General features: G+C 44.6%; 16 protein-coding genes. 5 read left to right on the top strand and 11 right to left on the bottom strand.

What is annotated here, in order from left to right:
- Positions 1–22: 22 nt before the first annotated feature.
- Entirely contained in the window at positions 23–1,555 is a 1,533-nt protein-coding gene (locus tag NX845_RS18180) for a phospholipase D family protein (RefSeq protein ID WP_102540174.1), read from the bottom strand.
- A 492-nt stretch (positions 1,556–2,047) separates the two neighbouring features.
- Between NX845_RS18180 and NX845_RS18185 the strand changes: the two genes are divergently transcribed.
- Together NX845_RS18185 and NX845_RS18190 are read left to right on the top strand one after the other, a co-directional pair.
- Positions 2,048–2,545, top strand: coding sequence for a hypothetical protein (locus tag NX845_RS18185; RefSeq protein WP_102561720.1), 498 nt, complete (start codon positions 2,048–2,050; stop codon positions 2,543–2,545).
- A gap of 207 nt (positions 2,546–2,752) precedes the next feature.
- The gene (locus NX845_RS18190; protein ID WP_017062386.1) at positions 2,753–3,043 is read left to right on the top strand and encodes a putative quinol monooxygenase; all 291 of its coding nucleotides are present in this window, start codon (positions 2,753–2,755) and stop codon (positions 3,041–3,043) included.
- 120 nt (positions 3,044–3,163) lie between these two features.
- Here NX845_RS18190 and NX845_RS18195 read toward each other — a convergent pair whose 3' ends face one another.
- Positions 3,164–4,045 carry a LysR family transcriptional regulator gene (locus NX845_RS18195; RefSeq protein ID WP_260257045.1) on the bottom strand — a complete coding sequence of 294 codons (882 nt, stop codon included), beginning with the start codon at positions 4,043–4,045 and terminating at the stop codon, positions 3,164–3,166.
- Between the two features lie 281 nt (positions 4,046–4,326).
- Between NX845_RS18195 and NX845_RS18200 the strand changes: the two genes are divergently transcribed.
- Complete coding sequence (locus NX845_RS18200) at positions 4,327–5,514, top strand: MFS transporter (protein ID WP_102483345.1); 1,188 nt, start codon at positions 4,327–4,329, stop codon at positions 5,512–5,514.
- A 71-nt stretch (positions 5,515–5,585) separates the two neighbouring features.
- Here the strand turns inward: NX845_RS18200 and NX845_RS18205 are convergent, their stop codons facing one another.
- The 6 genes from NX845_RS18205 to NX845_RS18230 form a co-directional block, all read right to left on the bottom strand.
- Positions 5,586–6,149, bottom strand: coding sequence for a sugar O-acetyltransferase (locus NX845_RS18205; RefSeq protein ID WP_017102277.1), 564 nt, complete (start codon positions 6,147–6,149; stop codon positions 5,586–5,588).
- 165 nt (positions 6,150–6,314) lie between these two features.
- Entirely contained in the window at positions 6,315–7,313 is a 999-nt protein-coding gene (locus NX845_RS18210; RefSeq protein ID WP_260257046.1) for a LacI family DNA-binding transcriptional regulator, read from the bottom strand.
- Between the two features lie 99 nt (positions 7,314–7,412).
- The gene (locus NX845_RS18215) at positions 7,413–8,852 is read right to left on the bottom strand and encodes a 6-phospho-beta-glucosidase (RefSeq protein WP_260257047.1); all 1,440 of its coding nucleotides are present in this window, start codon (positions 8,850–8,852) and stop codon (positions 7,413–7,415) included.
- Positions 8,853–9,121: 269 nt separating this feature from the next.
- On the bottom strand, positions 9,122–10,252 hold the full coding sequence (locus tag NX845_RS18220; protein WP_017081371.1) for an RHS repeat-associated core domain-containing protein: 1,131 nt from the start codon (positions 10,250–10,252) through the stop codon (positions 9,122–9,124).
- Positions 10,242–13,934 carry an RHS repeat protein gene (locus NX845_RS18225; RefSeq protein ID WP_260257048.1) on the bottom strand — a complete coding sequence of 1,231 codons (3,693 nt, stop codon included), beginning with the start codon at positions 13,932–13,934 and terminating at the stop codon, positions 10,242–10,244. The genes NX845_RS18220 and NX845_RS18225 overlap by 11 nt, the downstream gene beginning before the upstream one ends.
- 64 nt (positions 13,935–13,998) lie before the next feature.
- Complete coding sequence (locus tag NX845_RS18230; protein WP_260257049.1) at positions 13,999–15,126, bottom strand: hypothetical protein; 1,128 nt, start codon at positions 15,124–15,126, stop codon at positions 13,999–14,001.
- Positions 15,127–15,903: 777 nt separating this feature from the next.
- Between NX845_RS18230 and NX845_RS18235 the strand changes: the two genes are divergently transcribed.
- Positions 15,904–16,155: a hypothetical protein gene (locus tag NX845_RS18235; RefSeq protein ID WP_241959147.1), complete on the top strand. Its 252-nt coding sequence runs from the start codon at positions 15,904–15,906 to the stop codon at positions 16,153–16,155.
- Positions 16,156–16,377: 222 nt separating this feature from the next.
- Here the strand turns inward: NX845_RS18235 and NX845_RS18240 are convergent, their stop codons facing one another.
- Entirely contained in the window at positions 16,378–16,902 is a 525-nt protein-coding gene (locus tag NX845_RS18240) for a hypothetical protein (RefSeq protein ID WP_102566836.1), read from the bottom strand.
- Between the two features lie 51 nt (positions 16,903–16,953).
- Complete coding sequence (locus tag NX845_RS18245; protein WP_017078507.1) at positions 16,954–17,343, bottom strand: VOC family protein; 390 nt, start codon at positions 17,341–17,343, stop codon at positions 16,954–16,956.
- A 198-nt stretch (positions 17,344–17,541) separates the two neighbouring features.
- On the opposite strand from NX845_RS18245, the gene NX845_RS18250 reads away from it, so the two are divergent.
- The gene (locus NX845_RS18250; RefSeq protein ID WP_083994942.1) at positions 17,542–18,441 is read left to right on the top strand and encodes a DMT family transporter; all 900 of its coding nucleotides are present in this window, start codon (positions 17,542–17,544) and stop codon (positions 18,439–18,441) included.
- A 90-nt stretch (positions 18,442–18,531) separates the two neighbouring features.
- On the opposite strand, the gene NX845_RS18255 is transcribed toward NX845_RS18250, so the two are convergent.
- On the bottom strand, positions 18,532–19,434 hold the full coding sequence (locus NX845_RS18255; RefSeq protein WP_004732294.1) for a LysR family transcriptional regulator: 903 nt from the start codon (positions 19,432–19,434) through the stop codon (positions 18,532–18,534).
- Positions 19,435–19,493: the final 59 nt, after the last annotated feature.

Here is a 19,493-nt window from a genome sequence, read left to right on the forward strand (position 1 = left end):
TATTTATCCGGAGGCGGCTAGCTTACAGATATTTCTCAATCGGTAGCAATTGCAAAAAGCCTGACTGCATTCGTTCCCACTTACCCGTTTCTGGTTCGCTGTCCCAGCTTTGATCGCCTGAATACCAATACACATCACCGTCTTCCAGTTCCAAACGCCAGCTATTGTCGTCACTCATTGCTTGCTCAATAGTTTTTGCTAACGTTTCAGCAATCTCTTTATTCTCGATGATCAAAACCGATTCCGTATTGAGGTAGGTAGAACGCAAGTTGAAGTTAAATGAACCGATGCTCGCGATGCTGCGGTCGAATACGACTGATTTTGCGTGCAAGCCATAGGCCGTCTCAGGCGCACATTTAGACACGTCTTGAGTCGAAGCTTCGCACAGCTTAGATTCTGGTTTTAGCTCAAACAGGTCAATACCATGCTCCAGCATGTCGTAACGTCTACCCGCATAAGCGGAGTGATTGGTCACCAGATCATTAGACGCCATAGAGTTCGTTAGCGCTTTTATCTCAACGCCCTTGTTATTCAATACCTGCCACGCTTCAAGCTGACCATCATCGAATACAAGGTAAGCCGATTCCAATAAGATCTCTTGTTTCGATTCGCTCGCTAACTTACCTAGAAGAATCGCGGTCGCTTTTGGTTCATCAGTATTATCGGAGTCATCAGGGACGGGTTGATCATAAACAAAACGCGCATTCACCCAAGTCATCTCACCAATCACCTCTTTCAGTAAGCTATCAGAAGCCTTACGATCTAATGGTAATTCAGGATAATTTTGATAATGCGGAACGACAATATTATCTATCTTCGAGAGATCAGGTTGCTCGTCATCACCCAGCATATCGACAGGGTAAGACCAACGGCTGTTCCAGTATTCAACAAAACTGGTTTGGATGGTGTTAACTACCGAGCCCATGACTAATACATCGCGGTCACGGAAATTGATTTCATCAGAAAGGTCGAAGTATTCATCACCAATATTACGTCCACCCACCACAGACAAAGTACCATCGACGGTAAACGACTTATTGTGCATACGGCGATTTAAACGAGAAAAGTCGCCGACAAAGCTCAGCCATTTACTGAAGCCACGGCGTGTTGGTGTTGGATTGAAGATACGAATCTCGACGTTAGGGTGCGCATCCAGTGCCGACAGCAAACCTTCACGTTCGTTGAGGTTGATATCATCCAACATTACGCGCACCTTAACACCACGCTCAGCCGCGGCTAATAAACGGCTAGCGAGATAGCTGCCCGATTCGTCAGAGTTCCAGATGTAGTATTGAATATCGATAGTGTGCTCAGCACTTTCGACCAGTGCTAATCGCTGTGCCAAAGCATCCCAACCAGACTCTTGCAGACGAACCGCAGTGGTGCCTTGATCTAAAGCTTCAGGCTGAAATTCATTGGTTAGAACCGATAAAGAACTAGGTGCAGGAGAGGTTGGCGGTTCTGTTGGATGATCGATGCCTTCAGGAAGTGAAGAACACCCACCTAAAACGGCGATTAAGATTAACGTTAAACTGATGCGTTGGAGCACAGGCATGTATCTGACTTCCTTTTCACGATGCGTCTTTAGAAACTTTCCGTACAGCTTTTCAATGAACAAGCTATTCCGATCTATTCATTGATTATTACTGCTAAATCCTGAAATTTATAGGTAATTATCCAGTATAAATTTGAAGATCAGTAAATTGACCTACAAATCACCTAAGTTGAGTGAGTGTCAGGCAATATAAACTTAGCGGGTTTTCTACCATTTCGATGGTGAGTCTGTTCGGTCTGGGTGATGCTTCACCATTGTTTGGAGATCTAGTTTCACCGCTTGATTTCACACTAACAGGCGTGTCGACTTACTTATATGAGATTGTGCAAACGCATTACTTACGTAAGCGCTAAAGCTGTTGTTGATCTAAGGGCATGAAAGGATCAACACCGAAAACATTGTTCACGCTACGTAACCTTTATCGTCTCTACACAAGCCTTCCCTATCGTAGTACCCTTTATCGTCTCTCATTCTTGATGGTAGCTGGATATTATGAAGCTTTTGGTCGATCGCACTGGTGAACAGTTTTTAGAAATTCTGCAAGAATCGGGAGACACGCTGACGGTTCAATTCATTACCAATGAAGGCAATCGAAAGGGTAAGCCGTTCCAAGATAACTTGAGTGGATTGTTCCTCACAGGGTGGAAGCCGCGCACGACCTCAACCGCGATTGGCCTAGAACGCTTTAAACAAGGCAAGCTGAAAGACTCTAAAGTCAGCTTCGCTTTGCACCAACTTTACCCGCTCGGCCGAGATGTAAAATTACCTTCCGGTGATATCGCAACTATCGCGAGTTACGCCAATACCCATGCCGATGGCTACTATATGTTTGTGCGCCTCAACGATGAATTAACCCGACTCAAGATTACGCCCGATTGGGAACTGCAACCTTCCGCTCAGAGATTGGCTCTGCCTTATTACCCAGCCCCAAGAACTAAAGAAGAGCTCGACAACATTGACGATTTTGATGCGTGGGCGGGCGGTTTCTAAACACTCCTCACCTACGCTTAGTAGCACATAATACCCAAGTTATTATCAATTATTTTTTGACAATAATTCAAATGTAGCACTGTTTATCGTTTCAAATATTCCTACTATTATTTATCCATCGACACAGACTGCAGCTCAATGAACAAAAAGTGGCGCTGTATACACAGACAAATCACCATTTCGGTGAAAAATAATATAGGTACCAACATGACTCAACTAACTATCGTCGCAAACATCGTCGCTAACGAAGACAAAATTGAATTGGTTAAAGCAGAGCTGCTAAAGCTGATTGATATTACTCGCGCTGAAGAAGGCTGCATCAACTACGACCTTCACCAAGACAATGAAAACCCAGCACATTTCACTTTCTACGAAAACTGGACGTCTCGTGAACTTTGGCAAACACACATGGGTAATACTCACCTCGCTGAATACATGGCAGCAACCGAAGGTAGTGTTACGTCATTTACACTTAACGAGATGACTAAGATCGCTTAAGTACAGTTTCAGTAGTCTGTTACTAGAAAGCACACTGACAAGCTATCGAGTTCAATTTGAAAGCCCCGCTACACGTCAGCGGGGCTTTTTCATTTATGCGGATATCGTCAGCCGCCTTAGTTAGAGCTTCAAACGGGGTTGAATAAAATCAATAAACGCCGAGATACGTTTAGAGACAGATGACGACTTGTAGTAAACCGCATTCACTCGCTCTCGGTCTGTGTTGGCAAGTTTGTCTTGTTCCAGAATAGGGATTAGGCGACCCGAAGCCATATCTTCCTGCACCATAAACCCCGATAAACAAGCAATCCCATTTCCAGCTAAGACTAGTTGACGCACGGTTTCACCATTACTGGCTGTCACAGTAGGCGCGACATCACTTTGGTTTGGCAAAGGCCAATGGTTAAGCACTTTGTTACCCGCAAATCCCACAATTTGATGCGAACTCAAATCTTCAGGTTTGGTGGGTAGCCCACGCTTAGCGAGATAATCAGGTGACGCCACAATATGGAGTAAACTTTTTCCTAACGGTCGAGCGTGCAATGTTGAATCGGACAACTTACCGATTCGAATCGCAACATCAGTTCTCTTTTCCAGAAGATCAACGAAGCCTTCGTTGGAAGTGAGTTCCAATTCAATGTCTGGGTAAGCCTCTTTGAATGACTGCACCAACGGCACTAGCTGATGGAATACGAATGGACTGGCGGCATCGACTCTTAAACGACCTTTTGGCAACTCACCGCGCGACACGATTTCTTCTTCCGCGCTCTGGATCATCTGCAATCCCACCCTGACTGAATCGACAAACTGCCGCCCTTCCTCCGTCAATTCCACGCGTCTCGTTGTTCGGTTGAATATTGAGACACCGAGTTGCGACTCAACCTTACTCACCGAACGAGACACCTTGGCGACCTGCACATCCAGCGCCTCTGCCGCCGCAGAAAAACCACCAGCATCGACGACGGTGAGTACCATTTCTAAATCATCTGAACGGGTTAACATTAGGCTCCTTCGCTATCTTCATTTTGTTTAATGTCATCTCGCTTGTGCTCATCACAGCTCAAATCATCTATGTCTTTTCGATCTCATCAGCTTAACCCAATGATCGGCTAACTCTTCAATTATTGCATATTTAACAAAGGTTATTTGTTAATAGCGTCATTTATCACAAATATATATTGCTAGATAATCCTCGCCATCAAACGAAGCGCTCCTATTGCAGTCACAAGCTGCCCCATTTTATCGCGCTCGGTATTTAACAAAGAACAGTAAGAGAGATGATTATGCCATTAGCATTACTTGCATTGACGCTCAGCGCCTTTGCCATCGGAACCACAGAATTTGTCATCGTAGGCTTGATTCCTACCATGGCGAGCGACTTGAATGTATCTCTGCCATCGGCAGGCCTATTAGTCAGTTTATACGCGCTTGGCGTTGCTATTGGCGCACCAGTATTAACGGCATTAACCGGAAAATGGAATCGTAAAGCGGTGCTGCTGACCGTGATGGCATTGTTTGTCATTGGTAACTTATTGGCGTGGCAAGCTCCAGGCTATAACACGCTGATCGCCGCACGAATTTTGACTGGCCTTGCCCATGGTGTGTTCTTCTCGATTGGATCGACCATCGCGACAGGTTTGGTTTCAAAAGATAAAGCAGCCAGTGCCATTGCGATCATGTTTACGGGTTTAACGGTTGCATTGGTAACCGGCGTACCACTGGGCACTTATATCGGCCAAACCTTCGGCTGGCAAGCGACCTTCTTGATCGTTGCTCTGCTTGGCCTTATTGCTCTTATCGGTAGCGCTATCTTGGTTCCAAGCAACCTTAAGCAACCACCAGCGGCGAAGATTTCGGCACAACTAAAGGTTCTAACTCAACCACGCTTACTGTTGGTTTACGCTATCACAGCACTAGGTTATGGCGGTACATTCACAGCGTTTACGTTCCTTGCTCCAATACTGGAAAATGTATCAGGGTTTGATTCGAGCTCAATCAGCTTAATCATGTTGGTTTACGGTGTGTCAGTTGCGTTCGGTAACATCTGGGGCGGAAAAATGGCCGACAAGATGGGCCCGATTAAAGCACTGACCGTTATCTTCTCTGGTTTGGCCGCAGTACTGGTGGTATTCAACTTTACCGCAGTAAACCCTTACGCAGCTGTTGCCACCATTTTGGTTTGGGGTGCATTCGCATTCGGCAACGTTCCGGGGCTACAAGTGTATGTTGTGAAACTGGCTGAGAAATACACACCAGACGCCGTCGATGTCGCTTCTGGATTGAACATTGCAGCCTTCAACGTCGGTATTGCATTGGGCTCATGGGGCGGTGGTTTGATTGTCGCGAAATCTGGATTAATGAACACCCCTTGGGTAGGTGCTGTGATCGTTTTAATCGCTCTTGTTCTGACTCGATTCAGTGGTGCGTTAGATAAGAAGCAAGCACAACAAGCTGTTCCATCTAGCATCTAGCATCTAGCATCTAGCAAGAATAGAAAAAACAAAGCCCGAACCTAGGTTCGGGCTTCGTCATTTAAATCTAATTATTGTCCGTTATCGATCGCTTTCAGCACTTTACATGGATTACCGACTGCAACCACATTGGCTGGGATGTCTTTGGTTACCACACTGCCTGCGCCAATAACGCTGTTTTCGCCAATAGTGACACCGGGGCAGATGATTACACCACCGCCAAGCCAAACATTGTCGCCAACATTAATCGGTGTGCCAAACTCAACACCCTCTTCAACTCGGCCTTTCACATCAAGTGGATGACCTGCGGTCAGGATTTGAACGTTCGGACCAAGCAGCACATTATCGCCAATGGTCACTTCAGCCACATCCAAAATCACGCAGTTAAAGTTAGCGTAGAAGTTCTTGCCCAGCTTGATGTTCGAGCCGTAATCACAACGAAATGGAGGTTCTAGATGCGCGTTTTCACAGCCCGGAATGAGCTCTTGCGTTGCCGCTTCCCATTCGGGTGTGTCTGGAATACTGTTATTGAGTTTTTGAAGCACCTTACGACATTCGATACGAGCTGAATAAAGCTCTTTATCCCAAGCCTGATAAGGTTCGCCTGCTAGCATTTTTTGTTTTTCTGTTTTCACGTTACTTACCTGTTCTCACATTACTGAACTAATGCTGGTCAATTCATCGACCAAAAAACGCAATATCGCACATCTAAATAACAGTGAATAAGGAGTGTTTAAGCTTGGTTTAAGAGATGCGCAGCTCGTCACTTTTTGTAGGTAAAATATGAAATTCGAACAGTGCTAATTTAGCTTCGCTATCGAATCACGTAGCACCAAACTGCCGGTGGTTTTGATGGTGGTCGCTTGCTCTGTTTCACCGACAATTTGCAAGATCGCCTTTTGCGTCATTTGCTCTAATGGCACACTGACAGACGTTAAGCTTGGCGTTAAAAACGCGCCCACTTTGCTGTTATCAAAGCCGACAATAGAAACATCTTGAGGCAATGAGTACCCAAGTTCAGTTAACGCCTTAATCGCACCAATCGCCATATCATCGTTTTCAGACAAGATAGCAGTGAACGTGGTTTTGCTTTTTACCAGAGCCTGAGCCGTGTGATAACCGCTCTCCATCGTCCAATCACCTCGAACAACCTTGGACTCATCCAATGTAATACCCTGTTTAGTTAAGACATCTTGATAAGCTTGGTAACGCAACTCATCAGTCGAAGAACCGGCTTTTCCTCGAATCACTGCAATGTCTGTATGGCCTTGCTCGATGATGTGTTCAACCATCAAACAAGCGCTCTGATAGTGGTCGGTGGTGATAGCATGATTGGGCTTCGACGGCATTTCTCGGTTGAGTACCAGAATCGGTGTGTCAGTGCTTTCGATGATCTTTGCAATCTCGCTTTCGGTTAAGCATTGCGGATAGATGATGATGCCCGCGCACTTCATATCCAGCAGGAAGTTGATCGCCTTTACTTCGTCTTCAGCACTGTGTTTGCCATCGGTGATCACCAATTGGTGATTCGACTTTTCGCTATAAGAAGCCGCGTGATACATCAAGGAAGAAAAGTAAGGGCCATTGAACAACTCATTAGTGATTACAAAGCCGATGAAATTGGTCTTCTTGGTCGCCAATTGCTGGGCCAACAAGTTCGGTCGATAACCTGTTTCTTGAATCGCATCGAATACCTTTTTCACCACATCTGGGCGCACGATGTTCTTGCCATTTAAGACACGAGAAACCGTCGATTTAGATACACCTGCGCGGTTTGCGACGTCAAGCATGGTTACCATTCGCTTCTTTTCCTTTATAAAAAATTAGCCGACATAGGCCGACTAATTCATTGCAAAATGACAGCTCACAGTTCACATAACTGCGCTGGGAAATGCATTCTAAATAGTGGCACCGTTAGATGCAATCACGCCTTTATACCACTCAAACGACTTTTTGCGCTTGCGTTCTAGTGAGCCAGATCGATCGTTATGCTTATCTACGTAAATGAATCCGTAACGTTTTTTCATCTCGCCGGTGGTGAACGACACTAAATCGATACAGCCCCAAGGGGTATAACCCATCAAATCAACACCATCAATCGCAACGGCTTTTTTCATCTCTTTGATGTGGTCGCCAAGGTAAGCGATACGGTAGTCGTCATTAATGCTGCCATCTTCTGCAATGGTATCAACCGCGCCAAAACCGTTCTCAACGATGAACAATGGCACTTCATAACGTTCATACAGAGACGCTAAACAGAAACGCAAACCTGTTGGGTCAATTGGCCAGCCCCAATCGCTAGACTGGATAAACGGGTTATCGACCGAGTTTTCATGACCGCCGTCCATCGCTTCTTCGGTTGACTGATGCGAAGACGAGTCCAAGGTATTCGACATGTAGTAGCTAAAGCCTAAGTAATCGGCCTTACCTTCTTTTAGGATCTGCTCATCTTCTGGCTGCATCTCAATGTTGAAGCCTTTGATTGCCCAGTCACGCTTAGCGTAATTTGGGTAATGACCACGCACCATTACATCCGAGAAGAAATAACGGTCACGCATCGCTTGTTGTGCCACCATGATGTCTTCTGGCTTTGAAGAACGAGGATAGAAAGGCACCATCGCACACATTGCACCGATTTGAAGATCTGGATTGATCTCGTGACCTTTCTTAACCACCAAAGCACTCGCCACAAACTGGTGGTGAACCGCTTGATACATCGCCTCTTGCGGCTTTTCGCATTGTGGAAACTTCACGCCTGAGCATAACCAACCGAAGATGTCTGCCGAAGTGTTCATCTGGTTGTTGATCTCGTTAAACGTCATCCAGTATTTCACTTTGTGCTGGTAACGCTCCATCACCGTAGTTGAGTACTTAACGAAAAAGTCGATCACTTTACGGTTCATCCAACCGTCATATTCGTTAGCTAGGTGGTAAGGCATTTCAAAGTGGCTCAGTGTGACCACAGGCTGAATGTCGTATTTCAGCAGTTCATCAAACAGATCATCGTAAAATGCTAAACCCGCTTCACACGGTTCTGATTCATCACCATTAGGGAAAATACGCGTCCAAGCGATACTGGTACGGAAACACTTAAAGCCCATCTCAGCAAACAACTTAATGTCTTCTTTGTATCGATGGTAGAAATCCACTGCGACTTGGTTTGGATAGTTTTCGCCATCAATCACACCATCGGTGATTCGACGTTGCACGCCATGAGCGCCAGCTGTTAATACATCAACAACACTTACACCCTTGCCATTCGCATCCCAGCCGCCTTCTAGTTGATGTGCAGCAACCGCACCACCCCATAAAAAATCGTTCGGAAATTCGTTGTTCATACCATTACTCGCTACAAGTTATTCGTGAAAAAGATCAGAATTTGAGCTGCGATTACAACTCTCAAACCGATTTCAATAAAAGCAAAGATACAGACCGAAACCGGTTTCAGCAAGGTGGTTTTGATCTTTTTTTGATCACGAAGTGGGATCTAAGGAAAGTACTCATGGTTGATGGATAACGTTCGAGAACGCCTACACAGAATGCAAAAAAGCCAGTTCAATGAGGATTGAGCTGGCTTTGTGTTGTTAGAGAAAAAGAATAAATCAGACTACGACAATGGCAACTGACGGATCATCTGCTGAACCTCATTACCATATTTTATTCGTTGTCGTGTCTCTTCGAGTGCGTACATTTGCGTCTTCTTGGCTGCAGGGTTAGCACTTCGACCTTCCGTAACCATGGTATCTGCTGATGACTTTTCTTCATCTAATCGCCCTGGTATCGTTTTAACCGATGACCAACCTAAACCACCAATCGAGCGCGCCGTCATTATGCCTTGATAGATGGTATAACCTCGGGCGCCCACTTTGACTTGTCCAAGAAGAATCTTGGTAAATCCACCATGGATTGGAGGAGGCGTGTACGTCATCGTCTTACCGCCCTGCGTCATTCTGGTCGCAATCACCTGCCCCTTAGAGCTGCCTATGCGCATCGCTGGGTTCGTTTTAGAGGCCCACGCAAGATTGTACTCACCGGAAGGTCTAATCTTGTTCATCAAACGAGAACCAAGGCCGGGCTGAGTGACATCTTCCAATGCCCCACCCGCTCTTACCCAACGTAAGTTCTGAACCGACTTGTAGGCTGAATATCCGCCACTTACCACACCAATGATATCGAATGGAATGGTCGCAATATCGAGTTTATGAGAGATATCCCCATCATCGATAACTCCCGAGGCAATTTGTAAGGCACCACTGGTCATCCCAGCAATACCACCGATAATACCCGCCGCCAATACCAAGCTAGATCCGCCTGTTGGTGCAGCTAAGGCAATACCCACAATACCCGCGATAACCCCAAAAGCACCAAACAAGATCTTACTGATATTCAGGTGTCCGCTTGGGTCGGTGAAGTTAATCGGATCGTTATGGCAGTACACATAAGCATTGTGAACCCCCTCATTGAAAGGGGCCAAACTGTCCGGTGCATTGAAGCGCATCAACTTCGGCTGGTAAACGCGATAGCCTTGACCTAGATGGTAGCCTTGCAGTACAGGATCCAACCACTCGCCATTAAAGCCAATCTCCGAATGAGAGATAGTCATCGACTGTGCCATCGCTAAACGAACCGAAGTCGGAAGCAGTGAGATACCACCAGCCACCGCTGCAGTTTGACCAATTTTAATCAGGAACTCACGTCGATTAAGTGGGGTAATAAATACCGAGTCTTTATTGTTCATTTGCATTCCCCGCTTGATCACGTTGCCCATATGGAGAGTAACGGTACATCGACCCTGTTTTACCCGGCGTATTTGACGCGATTACCGAACCATTTTGATCCGTTGCCAATAACGTAGTTTCCGAGTCCATCTCTGACCATTTAGGCACTCCTTCGTGATAGATATACTGAGTGAGTTTGCCATTTTCCTCGATCGAAGCGAGGTCACCCCATAGATAGTTAAAGTGACGAGATTCAGAAACGGACTGTTGTGTAGACAGTCGGTCGTTGCTGTCATATTGATAGAGCCATTCGGTATTATCAGCTAACACACGCTGTAGTCGGTCGAAATGGTCATATTCCAGAATTCGACCATCCGCATCTTGAATCATGTTGCCATTCAAGTCGTATTTCACTGTTACCTGACCGTCGAGTTGTGGGTGGGAATGAGTAATACGAGTCAACTGGCAAGGGTCATCCGACTCATAAAAGTAACGAGCGAAATCCTCAGATTCAGCAGTAACTGTGCGTTGCGTCAGCATGTTACCTAGCTCATCATAGCTCCAATCAATAGACGTCATAGGCTGAGACCAATCACTCAGTGGACCCGCGCCGAAGAACTCAACTTTCGTCAACTGAGAGAGGTCATCATAGGTATAGATTTCCGTCAGGTTACCTAAAGTTGCACACTCCTTTTTACGAGAATTAAGCAGCCCTAACGCGTTATATTCTTGTGATTGCTCAGAGATATAATTATCGTTCAAGGCTATAGCTCGGTTGACTTCGCGACTATATTCATCCCATTCGAGTTCAGTGACTTGGGTTTGACTACCCGATATCAGTGTTTCTAATATCACTCGATCAAACTCATCATATTCGTAGTAAACCGTTGTTGAATTTGAACTCAACTTCACTAATCGTCCGAGTTCGTCGTAGCCATACTGGCGAGTGTCCGTGTCACTATCAATTGCAGCGATCACCCCACCATCGGAGTAGCTGTAATAACGAGACTGACCATCATTCACCTCGGCTTTAGGCAAGCCTTTAGTCGAGTAGGTAATGGTACTTTGATTACCTTCACTGTCCTGACTCCCTGTCGGTAAGCCGGATATTGGATCATGACTGTAACTAGAAGCCTGCCCATCAGACGACTTAGCACTTAGCACACCCAATTGGTTATCGCGAGTAAATAGCCTTGTTGGAGCTGCCATGCTGGTTTCAGTTTCTGGGATATTGCTGCTATCCGCGTAAGTCCACGCCAATGAAGCTTGGGTACTCGCTCCTCTGCGCAGGGATCGCGGCCGTCCCAATCCATCAATATCGCGTTGCCCTAAAGTCACCCCACCAATTTTCAGATCTACAACTTGTGACTGGTCGGTATGTTCAGCGTAAGTGATATCTTGATCGACACCGTTCGCTTGAGTCATGCGAATCACACGATCAAAACGGTCGTAATGGTAATGCTTGGATCGAGCGAGAGGATTCGTTTCTTTAATCAATCTTCCCCATGAGTCGTACTCATAATTCCAACTGTTGATGCCTTGCTCTTTTTTCTCTTCTAGCCCCCAGCTATTCAGAGAACTGACCGTCATGGTCAAACCTTCAATACCTTGGGTTTTCTTACGTGAGGCAAGATTATTGAACTCGACACGACGTTTTCCATTCGCTAACAAAGTCGCTTTAACCTGATCCCACTCATCGTATTCATAGCTTTCTGTTAACACCACAGGCGCAGATCTAGAATGGCGATCAGGCAGCACATCGTAGGTACTCTTGCTTTGGAGTCTGCCCAACGCATCGTACATTTTTGTCCATACGACTGAGCTACCAACTTTAGCCTCTAATTCACGTCCTTGACCGTCCCAGCTTTGTTCACACAAGTTGCCTTTGCAATCCGTTAGCAACAGGATTTGTCGACTCATACCAGTATCAACAATGTATTGATACGAACGGGCTGCACTTCCTTCAATCCGTTCTTCAGTAGTTCTACGAAGCGAATCATAAGTAAATGCACAGCTAACTCCGTCTGAATCGACATGACGCGCGAGTTCTCCAATATCAAGGTAGTGCCCAACCGCAAGATTGGTTTTCGTATTGTCGTGACAGGTCAGCTCTTCGTGTTCTTCAAGGACATCGCTATCCAACTCATAACGATAGTGAGAAATAGCAGAATACGTGCCGTTAGGATGAAGAATGTCATTTTGGACTGAAGCCAATCGGCCGAAAGAGTAAGTCTCACCAGTATCAGTTTGATAAGCGTAATGACTTCTATAGCGTTGGACGTCTTCTTCCAAACTCAGAACCACATCACGATGGCCATTCAGCCCCTCAAGAGAAGCATATTGATAAGAGATCACTCTCTGTTCTGATCCATTGTTGAGCGTACGAGATTTTACGAAATTCACCATGGCAGTAGGCGATGCAGGACACCCTGCTTCACCATTTTTTGCGTAATATTCGTAACGTTCTGCGATATCATTCTCATCAACGAAGTTAAGCATGTTGCCATACTCGTCATAGTCCCAGAATCGACTTTGAGCTTGGCTATCCGATCCAGAAAACCAGACTTGTTCCTCTTTACTGATCAATGAATACTGAGCGGGTTGAGCGGAAAACTGTTGATTATCAATCGCTGGGTATTCCAGCCTTTTCAAATGAACAAGGTTTCCGTTAACCTGTCTAGCTTCTTCAACGAGTAGATGAAATTGATTGTATGTTTGAGCGGTGACAATAGAGCCATTTTCGATTTTTTGTACGCGATAAGTATATTCGTAACCACGCTCAAGTAAGTTATCAAGCCCTTCACTTAATTCACCGCCACGTACACCGTAACCCATGAAATTGCGGCTATCTGTACCAACACTGTCGTAGGTTGTGCTAATAACTGGCGAATTAAGGGTAAGAACATCATGTGCAGTAACGGCTGGTAAGTAAGTCATTGAGTTGACTCGAATACCATCAGCCTTATATCTCAAACGCTCGGTCAAGCCACAAGGATGGTTTACCTCATTGATTAACGTATATGAACCAATGCTTTCATAACCGAAGCTATAGCTACCTGCTTGTTCTGGTAAATTGCATTTGACGAGCTTGTTATTGCTAAGAGTAAGATTGAAGTAAGCTTCATGGGTACTGCCAATATTAGTAAAAATATTAACGCGCCCTACCGAGATATACTCAACCCATAAAAGTGCGGTCTGTTTGGTTGTTCTGTCATCCCAAACTTTATCTAAGCGTTTATTTTGTCCCACGTTGAGCCAAGAAAAGTAGAGAGCATGACCATTGCTTTGCGTGATCTTAATGATGTCGCCATCTTTATCTAAAAGATCAGTACGGCCATTTTTATACGTGATTTCATAACCATTCGCGCTAGACGATACCGAGAAATCGAGTAGCTTTTTGTAGCGAATACTCATCTCTATATTGGCGTTTAATTCAGCACGGTAGGATTGCCCATTTGCAAGATAGAGCTGTTGGTTCTCGATGTCGTATCTTGGGAGATTCAATTTCCAGCCTTTACCGAAACCAAGGTTGTCCGTCGAGTAAGGTGAGAATTGAATCGAGATATCGAGGTTTGGTCCCTTAAGCCAGTTACCAATAAGAGAGCCAAGTAAGATTTGATATGAATAGCTTCTGGTTCTTTGGTCTACGCCGCCCGAACAAAAGCTATCAAAGTTAAAAGCGTTTGAAGTCCAATTAGACATAAATTTCCCCTAAAGTGAATGAGTTAGCTCAAAGTGGATGAGCTAACTCTGATTTATCTGGATGTTATTGGCTAACGAGATTCCAATGGGTGTAATCCCATTTCTGGCCGCCACCAGTAAATTCACTTTGAGGATAAATAAGCTTTAGTGGTCCTTTATTTCCGTATTGGTCAAATACAGTAAATCGGTACTCTTTTTGAGAATCATTGTTCGATGTCCCGCTATTTGAATAAAGCAATTGGCTCAGAGTCACTGATCTTAGTTGCTGGTTAACTCGCCATACCGCCGTGCGACCTTCGCCAGCGGCGCTATTCCAAACATATTCATCAGATACATTACGCTCTGAACCTGGAGCGAACACATAACCTTTCACTGAACGAAAGCCATTAGTGCAATCTGAATAACAACCTAACCACTCATCGTTTAGGAACACCTTATCGCTGTCCGACTCGTCGAAGTTATCCATAGCAACCTCGACCAGTTTCACTGAAGTATCTTTGGGCGTCACATAGAAGTTATACATCTCAGCTTTGTCGAAATAGAACCCATCAGCGTTACTCTCTTCCCATACCTGTTCACCTTCACCAAGTTCAGAAAAATCAGCAGCACTATAGGACTTAGGCTGTACGCTTTGATAGAAGGCACTTGATTCATTTGGATAAGCGCAGCTGTCGTAGTAGTTATTGTCATATTGGCTACCAGTATTGAATTTAACTTTCATACAAACTTCACGATGCTGAGCTACCTCGTTGCTATAGACCCAAGCGGTTAATTTGGTATCAGATGCTGCAACCCGAGACGTTGGTAGGCCCTTAGAGTATCCATAACTGTTCCCCATTTGGTGAGAATAGTCATTTGGGTTTAATGTATACCCCCAGCAATCCCTTCCGTAGGTACAGTCTTTGTTTTTGCCTAACTCTTGCTCACTATTCTTAAGGTAAAAAGATATCGCACCTTCTAAGTCACTCTTAGGTACTGTCACTGGTCTGCCGTAACTATCAGCGAAGGAAACTGACACACTAAGTTTGGACTGCATCCTTCCATTGCCATAAAACGGCATGGGTACGCCGTTGCTTTCATTATGATCAGCCGTTAAGTCATCGGCCACCACATGATAATCACTATTAATTCCTGCAAAACTTGCACTAGAAAAAAAACACGCTGACATTGCTAGTAACAATGATTTATTCATCGACAACTTCATATTATTAACTCTACATATTATTAGGTAAGAAATTAAAGAAAAGACAATGATATATCTGGATATAACAACTTTGTTGATAGTTAAATTCACCCTAGGGTCTTCGCCCTATTTTAAAATTCACACTATCAACGATTACAAGTGCCATTATCTATTCTGATAACCATTGCTTACACGCCATTTAATTGATTAAACAGACAGCGCTAATTTAATTAATCAATTCATCAATGTAAAATTTCAAAGTCTTCTTAGCCCTAGCCAATTCATAAAACCCAATGAAAAAATATACCAATAAAAAACAACAACTTAAGATTGCATGTGTAACATTATTTCAAATTCATTCATGCAATAGCCACACTCAGAATCGAGAGGGAATTACTTTTTATAAAAATCAGCCTATTTATTTGTTGTGACTCGCATCGTTACACCACCTTACTGTTAATACTATCATCGCTTTTACATTATTTTTATATTAAGAAGAACTATTCGAGATAATTGCCCTTACCAATAAAATGGTAATATTCATTATTCAGCTGATATCCTCAGATATCTACCGCGTTCGTTAATTACGTCAAAATATAAAAACCACCATAAAATTACCACTATGTTCAATTATTAACCGACAAGATGGTAATTTATATGCTTTTATCTAATTTCTATTAATATAATTAATGAAAAGTTAATGAGTTCTTATTAATGATCTCTTTCAATATTTTGAAAAACCTGTTTGCCCCTCTACCAGGGTAGACTTTAGACTTAACACTCTCTATGTTCTACGTTGGAACTCGGCTTAGTGGCCACGTTAGGCGCAACGATTGCCGCTATCTGCGTAAGGAAAATCGCGAATGTGGAATAGAAGGTCGTAGTGCTAGCTTATCAAGCCATATTCGTGGGGGTGTTGCGCTGATTCCGCCGCTTATCGAGTGGCAATGGCCGACGTGGTATGAGTTGGTGCTGTTAGTGTTGGTCGGTGCTATTTCTTCTATCGGCCAATGGTTTGGTGTCACCGCTTACAAATGAGGAGAAGCGAGCATAGTTTCAAATATTGAGTACTCACAGAGAATCTACTCATGATTCTTGGTTACTATTGTTTGCCGAGTTGCCAAACACCATAGCGCTGATTGGCGCCGCGGTGATTGTTTTCAGTGCCATTATGCCTTTGTAATCAAGCTCAAGAAAGGTCAATAATTCACGGTTCCATTTGCCCCGACCAATTCGATAGGGACGAATGGCACCCCAACATCAATGCTGCTCAAAATACTGGTCGTGTTGTGATTTGCCAGATTGGTCTTGAGTGCCAGGGTAGAACTGAACGAGTGTCTGGTCGGCTAGTGTGAGGTGAATCCAACCCTCTTTGACTTTCAGCCAATTGGTGCCGTTGGTCTCATAGACCGCAGGAAAATTGCCCCAGCCTGACTCTGATACCTGCAGCTCTTGAAAGCGGTTAATCGGCGTTAGCTTATTACTGTCGAAGTTTGCGTCGGCATAGACTGATAAAGGTTCGATAGCATCGTTTGGCTTAAACGTGTAACAGCTGACAGCGGCTGAAATGCGATCAAACCACTGGTAGGGTTGTGCGCCTGTTAAATCGTAGACCGTGCAATCGTTAAATTGAATGGCCCACTCTTGATGGGCTTTGAAGCCAAGGTAACCTATGGGTTGGGATGGTTCAGGCTTCGAGTCAGCCTCTGGTTCATATACCGGTTCTGAGGTAGCACATCCCATCAGCCCAAGACTAAAAAGGAAAGTCAAAGCACGCTTCATCATTGTAATACCTCAGTTCCGTTAGTGAGTTAAAAGCTATTCAAGCTCCCTCCATTAAACGGTAAGTTCTAAGCGATTACCATCCGGATCGAGTACACAGCTCTCATAATAGCCATCGCCTGTTCTTCTTGGGCCATCTAAGCGCTCATAGCCGTCTTCGACCAAGCGACTTGTAAGTTCATCAACCGCTTGTTCCGAGCCTAATGAAATCGCCATATGAATGAAGCCCGTAAATTGATCATAGATGTCATCTTTCGATTCAGGCACCGAGTCCATTTCCATGATCTCTAAACGGCTCCCTGTTTCGAAAGAGAGGAAGTATGAAGAAAACCCTTTGGTTGGGTTGTGATATTTTACGTTGGATGTCGCGCCGAAATAGTTTTCATAAAACTGCTTCAACACGTCGAGTTGTTTCGTCCAAATAGCGATGTGTTCAATTTTCATTTTGTTCACCTAAGTTTGATATCTAGCGCTAGATTACTCATCAAATAAGGAACAATAAACAGAACGAAATTCATCGAAACTGTTCCTATTTAATGGACGCGATCTTATGTCCATAACTGCACAGTATTGGTATCTATGTTTGTGTAATAGTTATCTTTCCTACATAGTCGGTGTTTTACACATTCTGAGATATAAGCCGTGAACTTTATAAAACTAATAACTCTCGCTGCGATATGGGGCGGTTCGTTTCTGTTCATGAGAATTGCCGCTAATCCATTGGGCCCTGCGGTGCTGATTGAAGCGCGAGTTCTGTGCGCTGCCGTCACTCTACTCTTGGTTTCTTTTTATCTGAAAAGGAAGCTTTCTTTTAATGCCCATGCGAAACACTTTTTCATTCTTGGCTTGTTTAATACCGCACTTCCCTTTTTATTTTTCGCTTATGCCGCGCAGACACTGAACGCCTCGACACTCGCTATTTTGAACTCTACCGCGCCAATATGGGCGGCAATCATTGGTGCGATATGGACAAAAACAACACTCGAGGCGCGTGTTCTATTAGGGCTTGGGATTGGCGTAACGGGAGTTGGCGTGTTAGTTGGCTGGGACGCGATGAACATTGGCCGTGAAGCCATACTTCCTATTTTTGCAGCGGTGATGGCGGCCTTTAGCTACGGAATAGCGTCAAACTATACCAAACAAGCACCTAAAGTTGAGGCATTCAATAACGCTCATGGCAGCATGTGGGCTGCGGTATTAATCGTGTTGCCGTTTGTCTTTTTCATTCCGATGAGAGAGGCTCCAGATCTCACCATCACCACATCAGTTCTCTTATTAGGCGCCGTTTGTACTGGCCTTGCTTACCTGCTTTACTTCAATCTCGTTTCTGAACTGGGTGCGCCTTCGGCTCTGTCTGTTACCTTTTTGATTCCAGTGTTTGGCATCTTGTGGGGCAACCTTTTCCTAGACGAAGCGATTGGCCTTAACACCATTTTCGGTTCGGTTCTTGTTATTACCGGCACCATGTTAGTGACCGGTATGACACCTTCTAGGATGATAGAGAGCGCTAAACAGAAACGAGCGGCAAGAGTAGCTCGCTAATCAAATGCCAATGAGCACTTAGAATCTCAGCAATGCATGTTGGAATAACGTTGGAGAGCTAGGCCGCTGACGGTTAACTAATCGAAACCATTAATCGGCCATGTATTGCTGAATCTTGTTTCTCAACCACTGATGAGCAGGGTTCGGTTCCGTTCTCTTATGCCAAATCATGTATTGCTGCACAGGCAACACCTCAAACGGCTGATCAAGAACTTGAAGCTGGAATCGCTCGGCAAATTGATTAGCAAAACTACGAGAAGTACTGCCGACACAATCAGAGCCAGAGACTAATACACACATCATCATCAATGAGTCACATTCTGAGCTCACTTTTCTTTGTTTGATGGCCTTCTTAGCGAAATAATCAGCCGTATAAAGACGAGAACGACGCATTCTAAAAGTGATGTGCTTTTCATCGTAATACTGCTCTTCGGTCACGACGCCATCAATTCTTGGGTGCCCTTTACGAGCAATCAATACCAACTTATCCTCAAGCACTTGCTGGTTCATATAACCATTGACCTGCGGGTAGTGAATATCTATGGCGAGATCCGCTTGCTGCATGCTCAAACTCTGCAGAAGTTCTTCTTCGTTATTCGGCACCATATTGAATTCGATTGAGATATTTCCCAGCGTTTCATCTTGCTCGACAAGCGGCTGAAGCTTGGTTAAACCTATCTCATTCACCAGAAGTCGGAATACATGATGCTGCTGATTATCGAATTGCTTCAAGGTACTAACAGCGCTGGTGATTCCCTCGAGTGCAGGTTCCACTCGGCTTGCTAGTTGCACCGCAGCATTGGTTGGAATGATCCCTCGCCCTTCACGAATAAACAGATCAGTATCAAGCTGAGATTGGAGTCGCTTCAAGGCTCCACTCACCCCGGGCTGAGTCATACCAAGCGATTCTGATGCAAGCGTGATCGACTTTAATCGATACACTTCTAAGAACACGCTCAATAGATTTAAATCCAACTTTTCCACGTCGCTCACCGTTACTCTCCCTGTCAATGTGGTCTTAATCAATCATAGGTCAGGATTCGTCTTCGTCG

Origin of the sequence: Vibrio sp. NC2 (genome assembly GCF_025195005.1) — a bacterium.
Taxonomy (GTDB): Bacteria; Pseudomonadota; Gammaproteobacteria; order Enterobacterales; family Vibrionaceae; genus Vibrio; species Vibrio splendidus.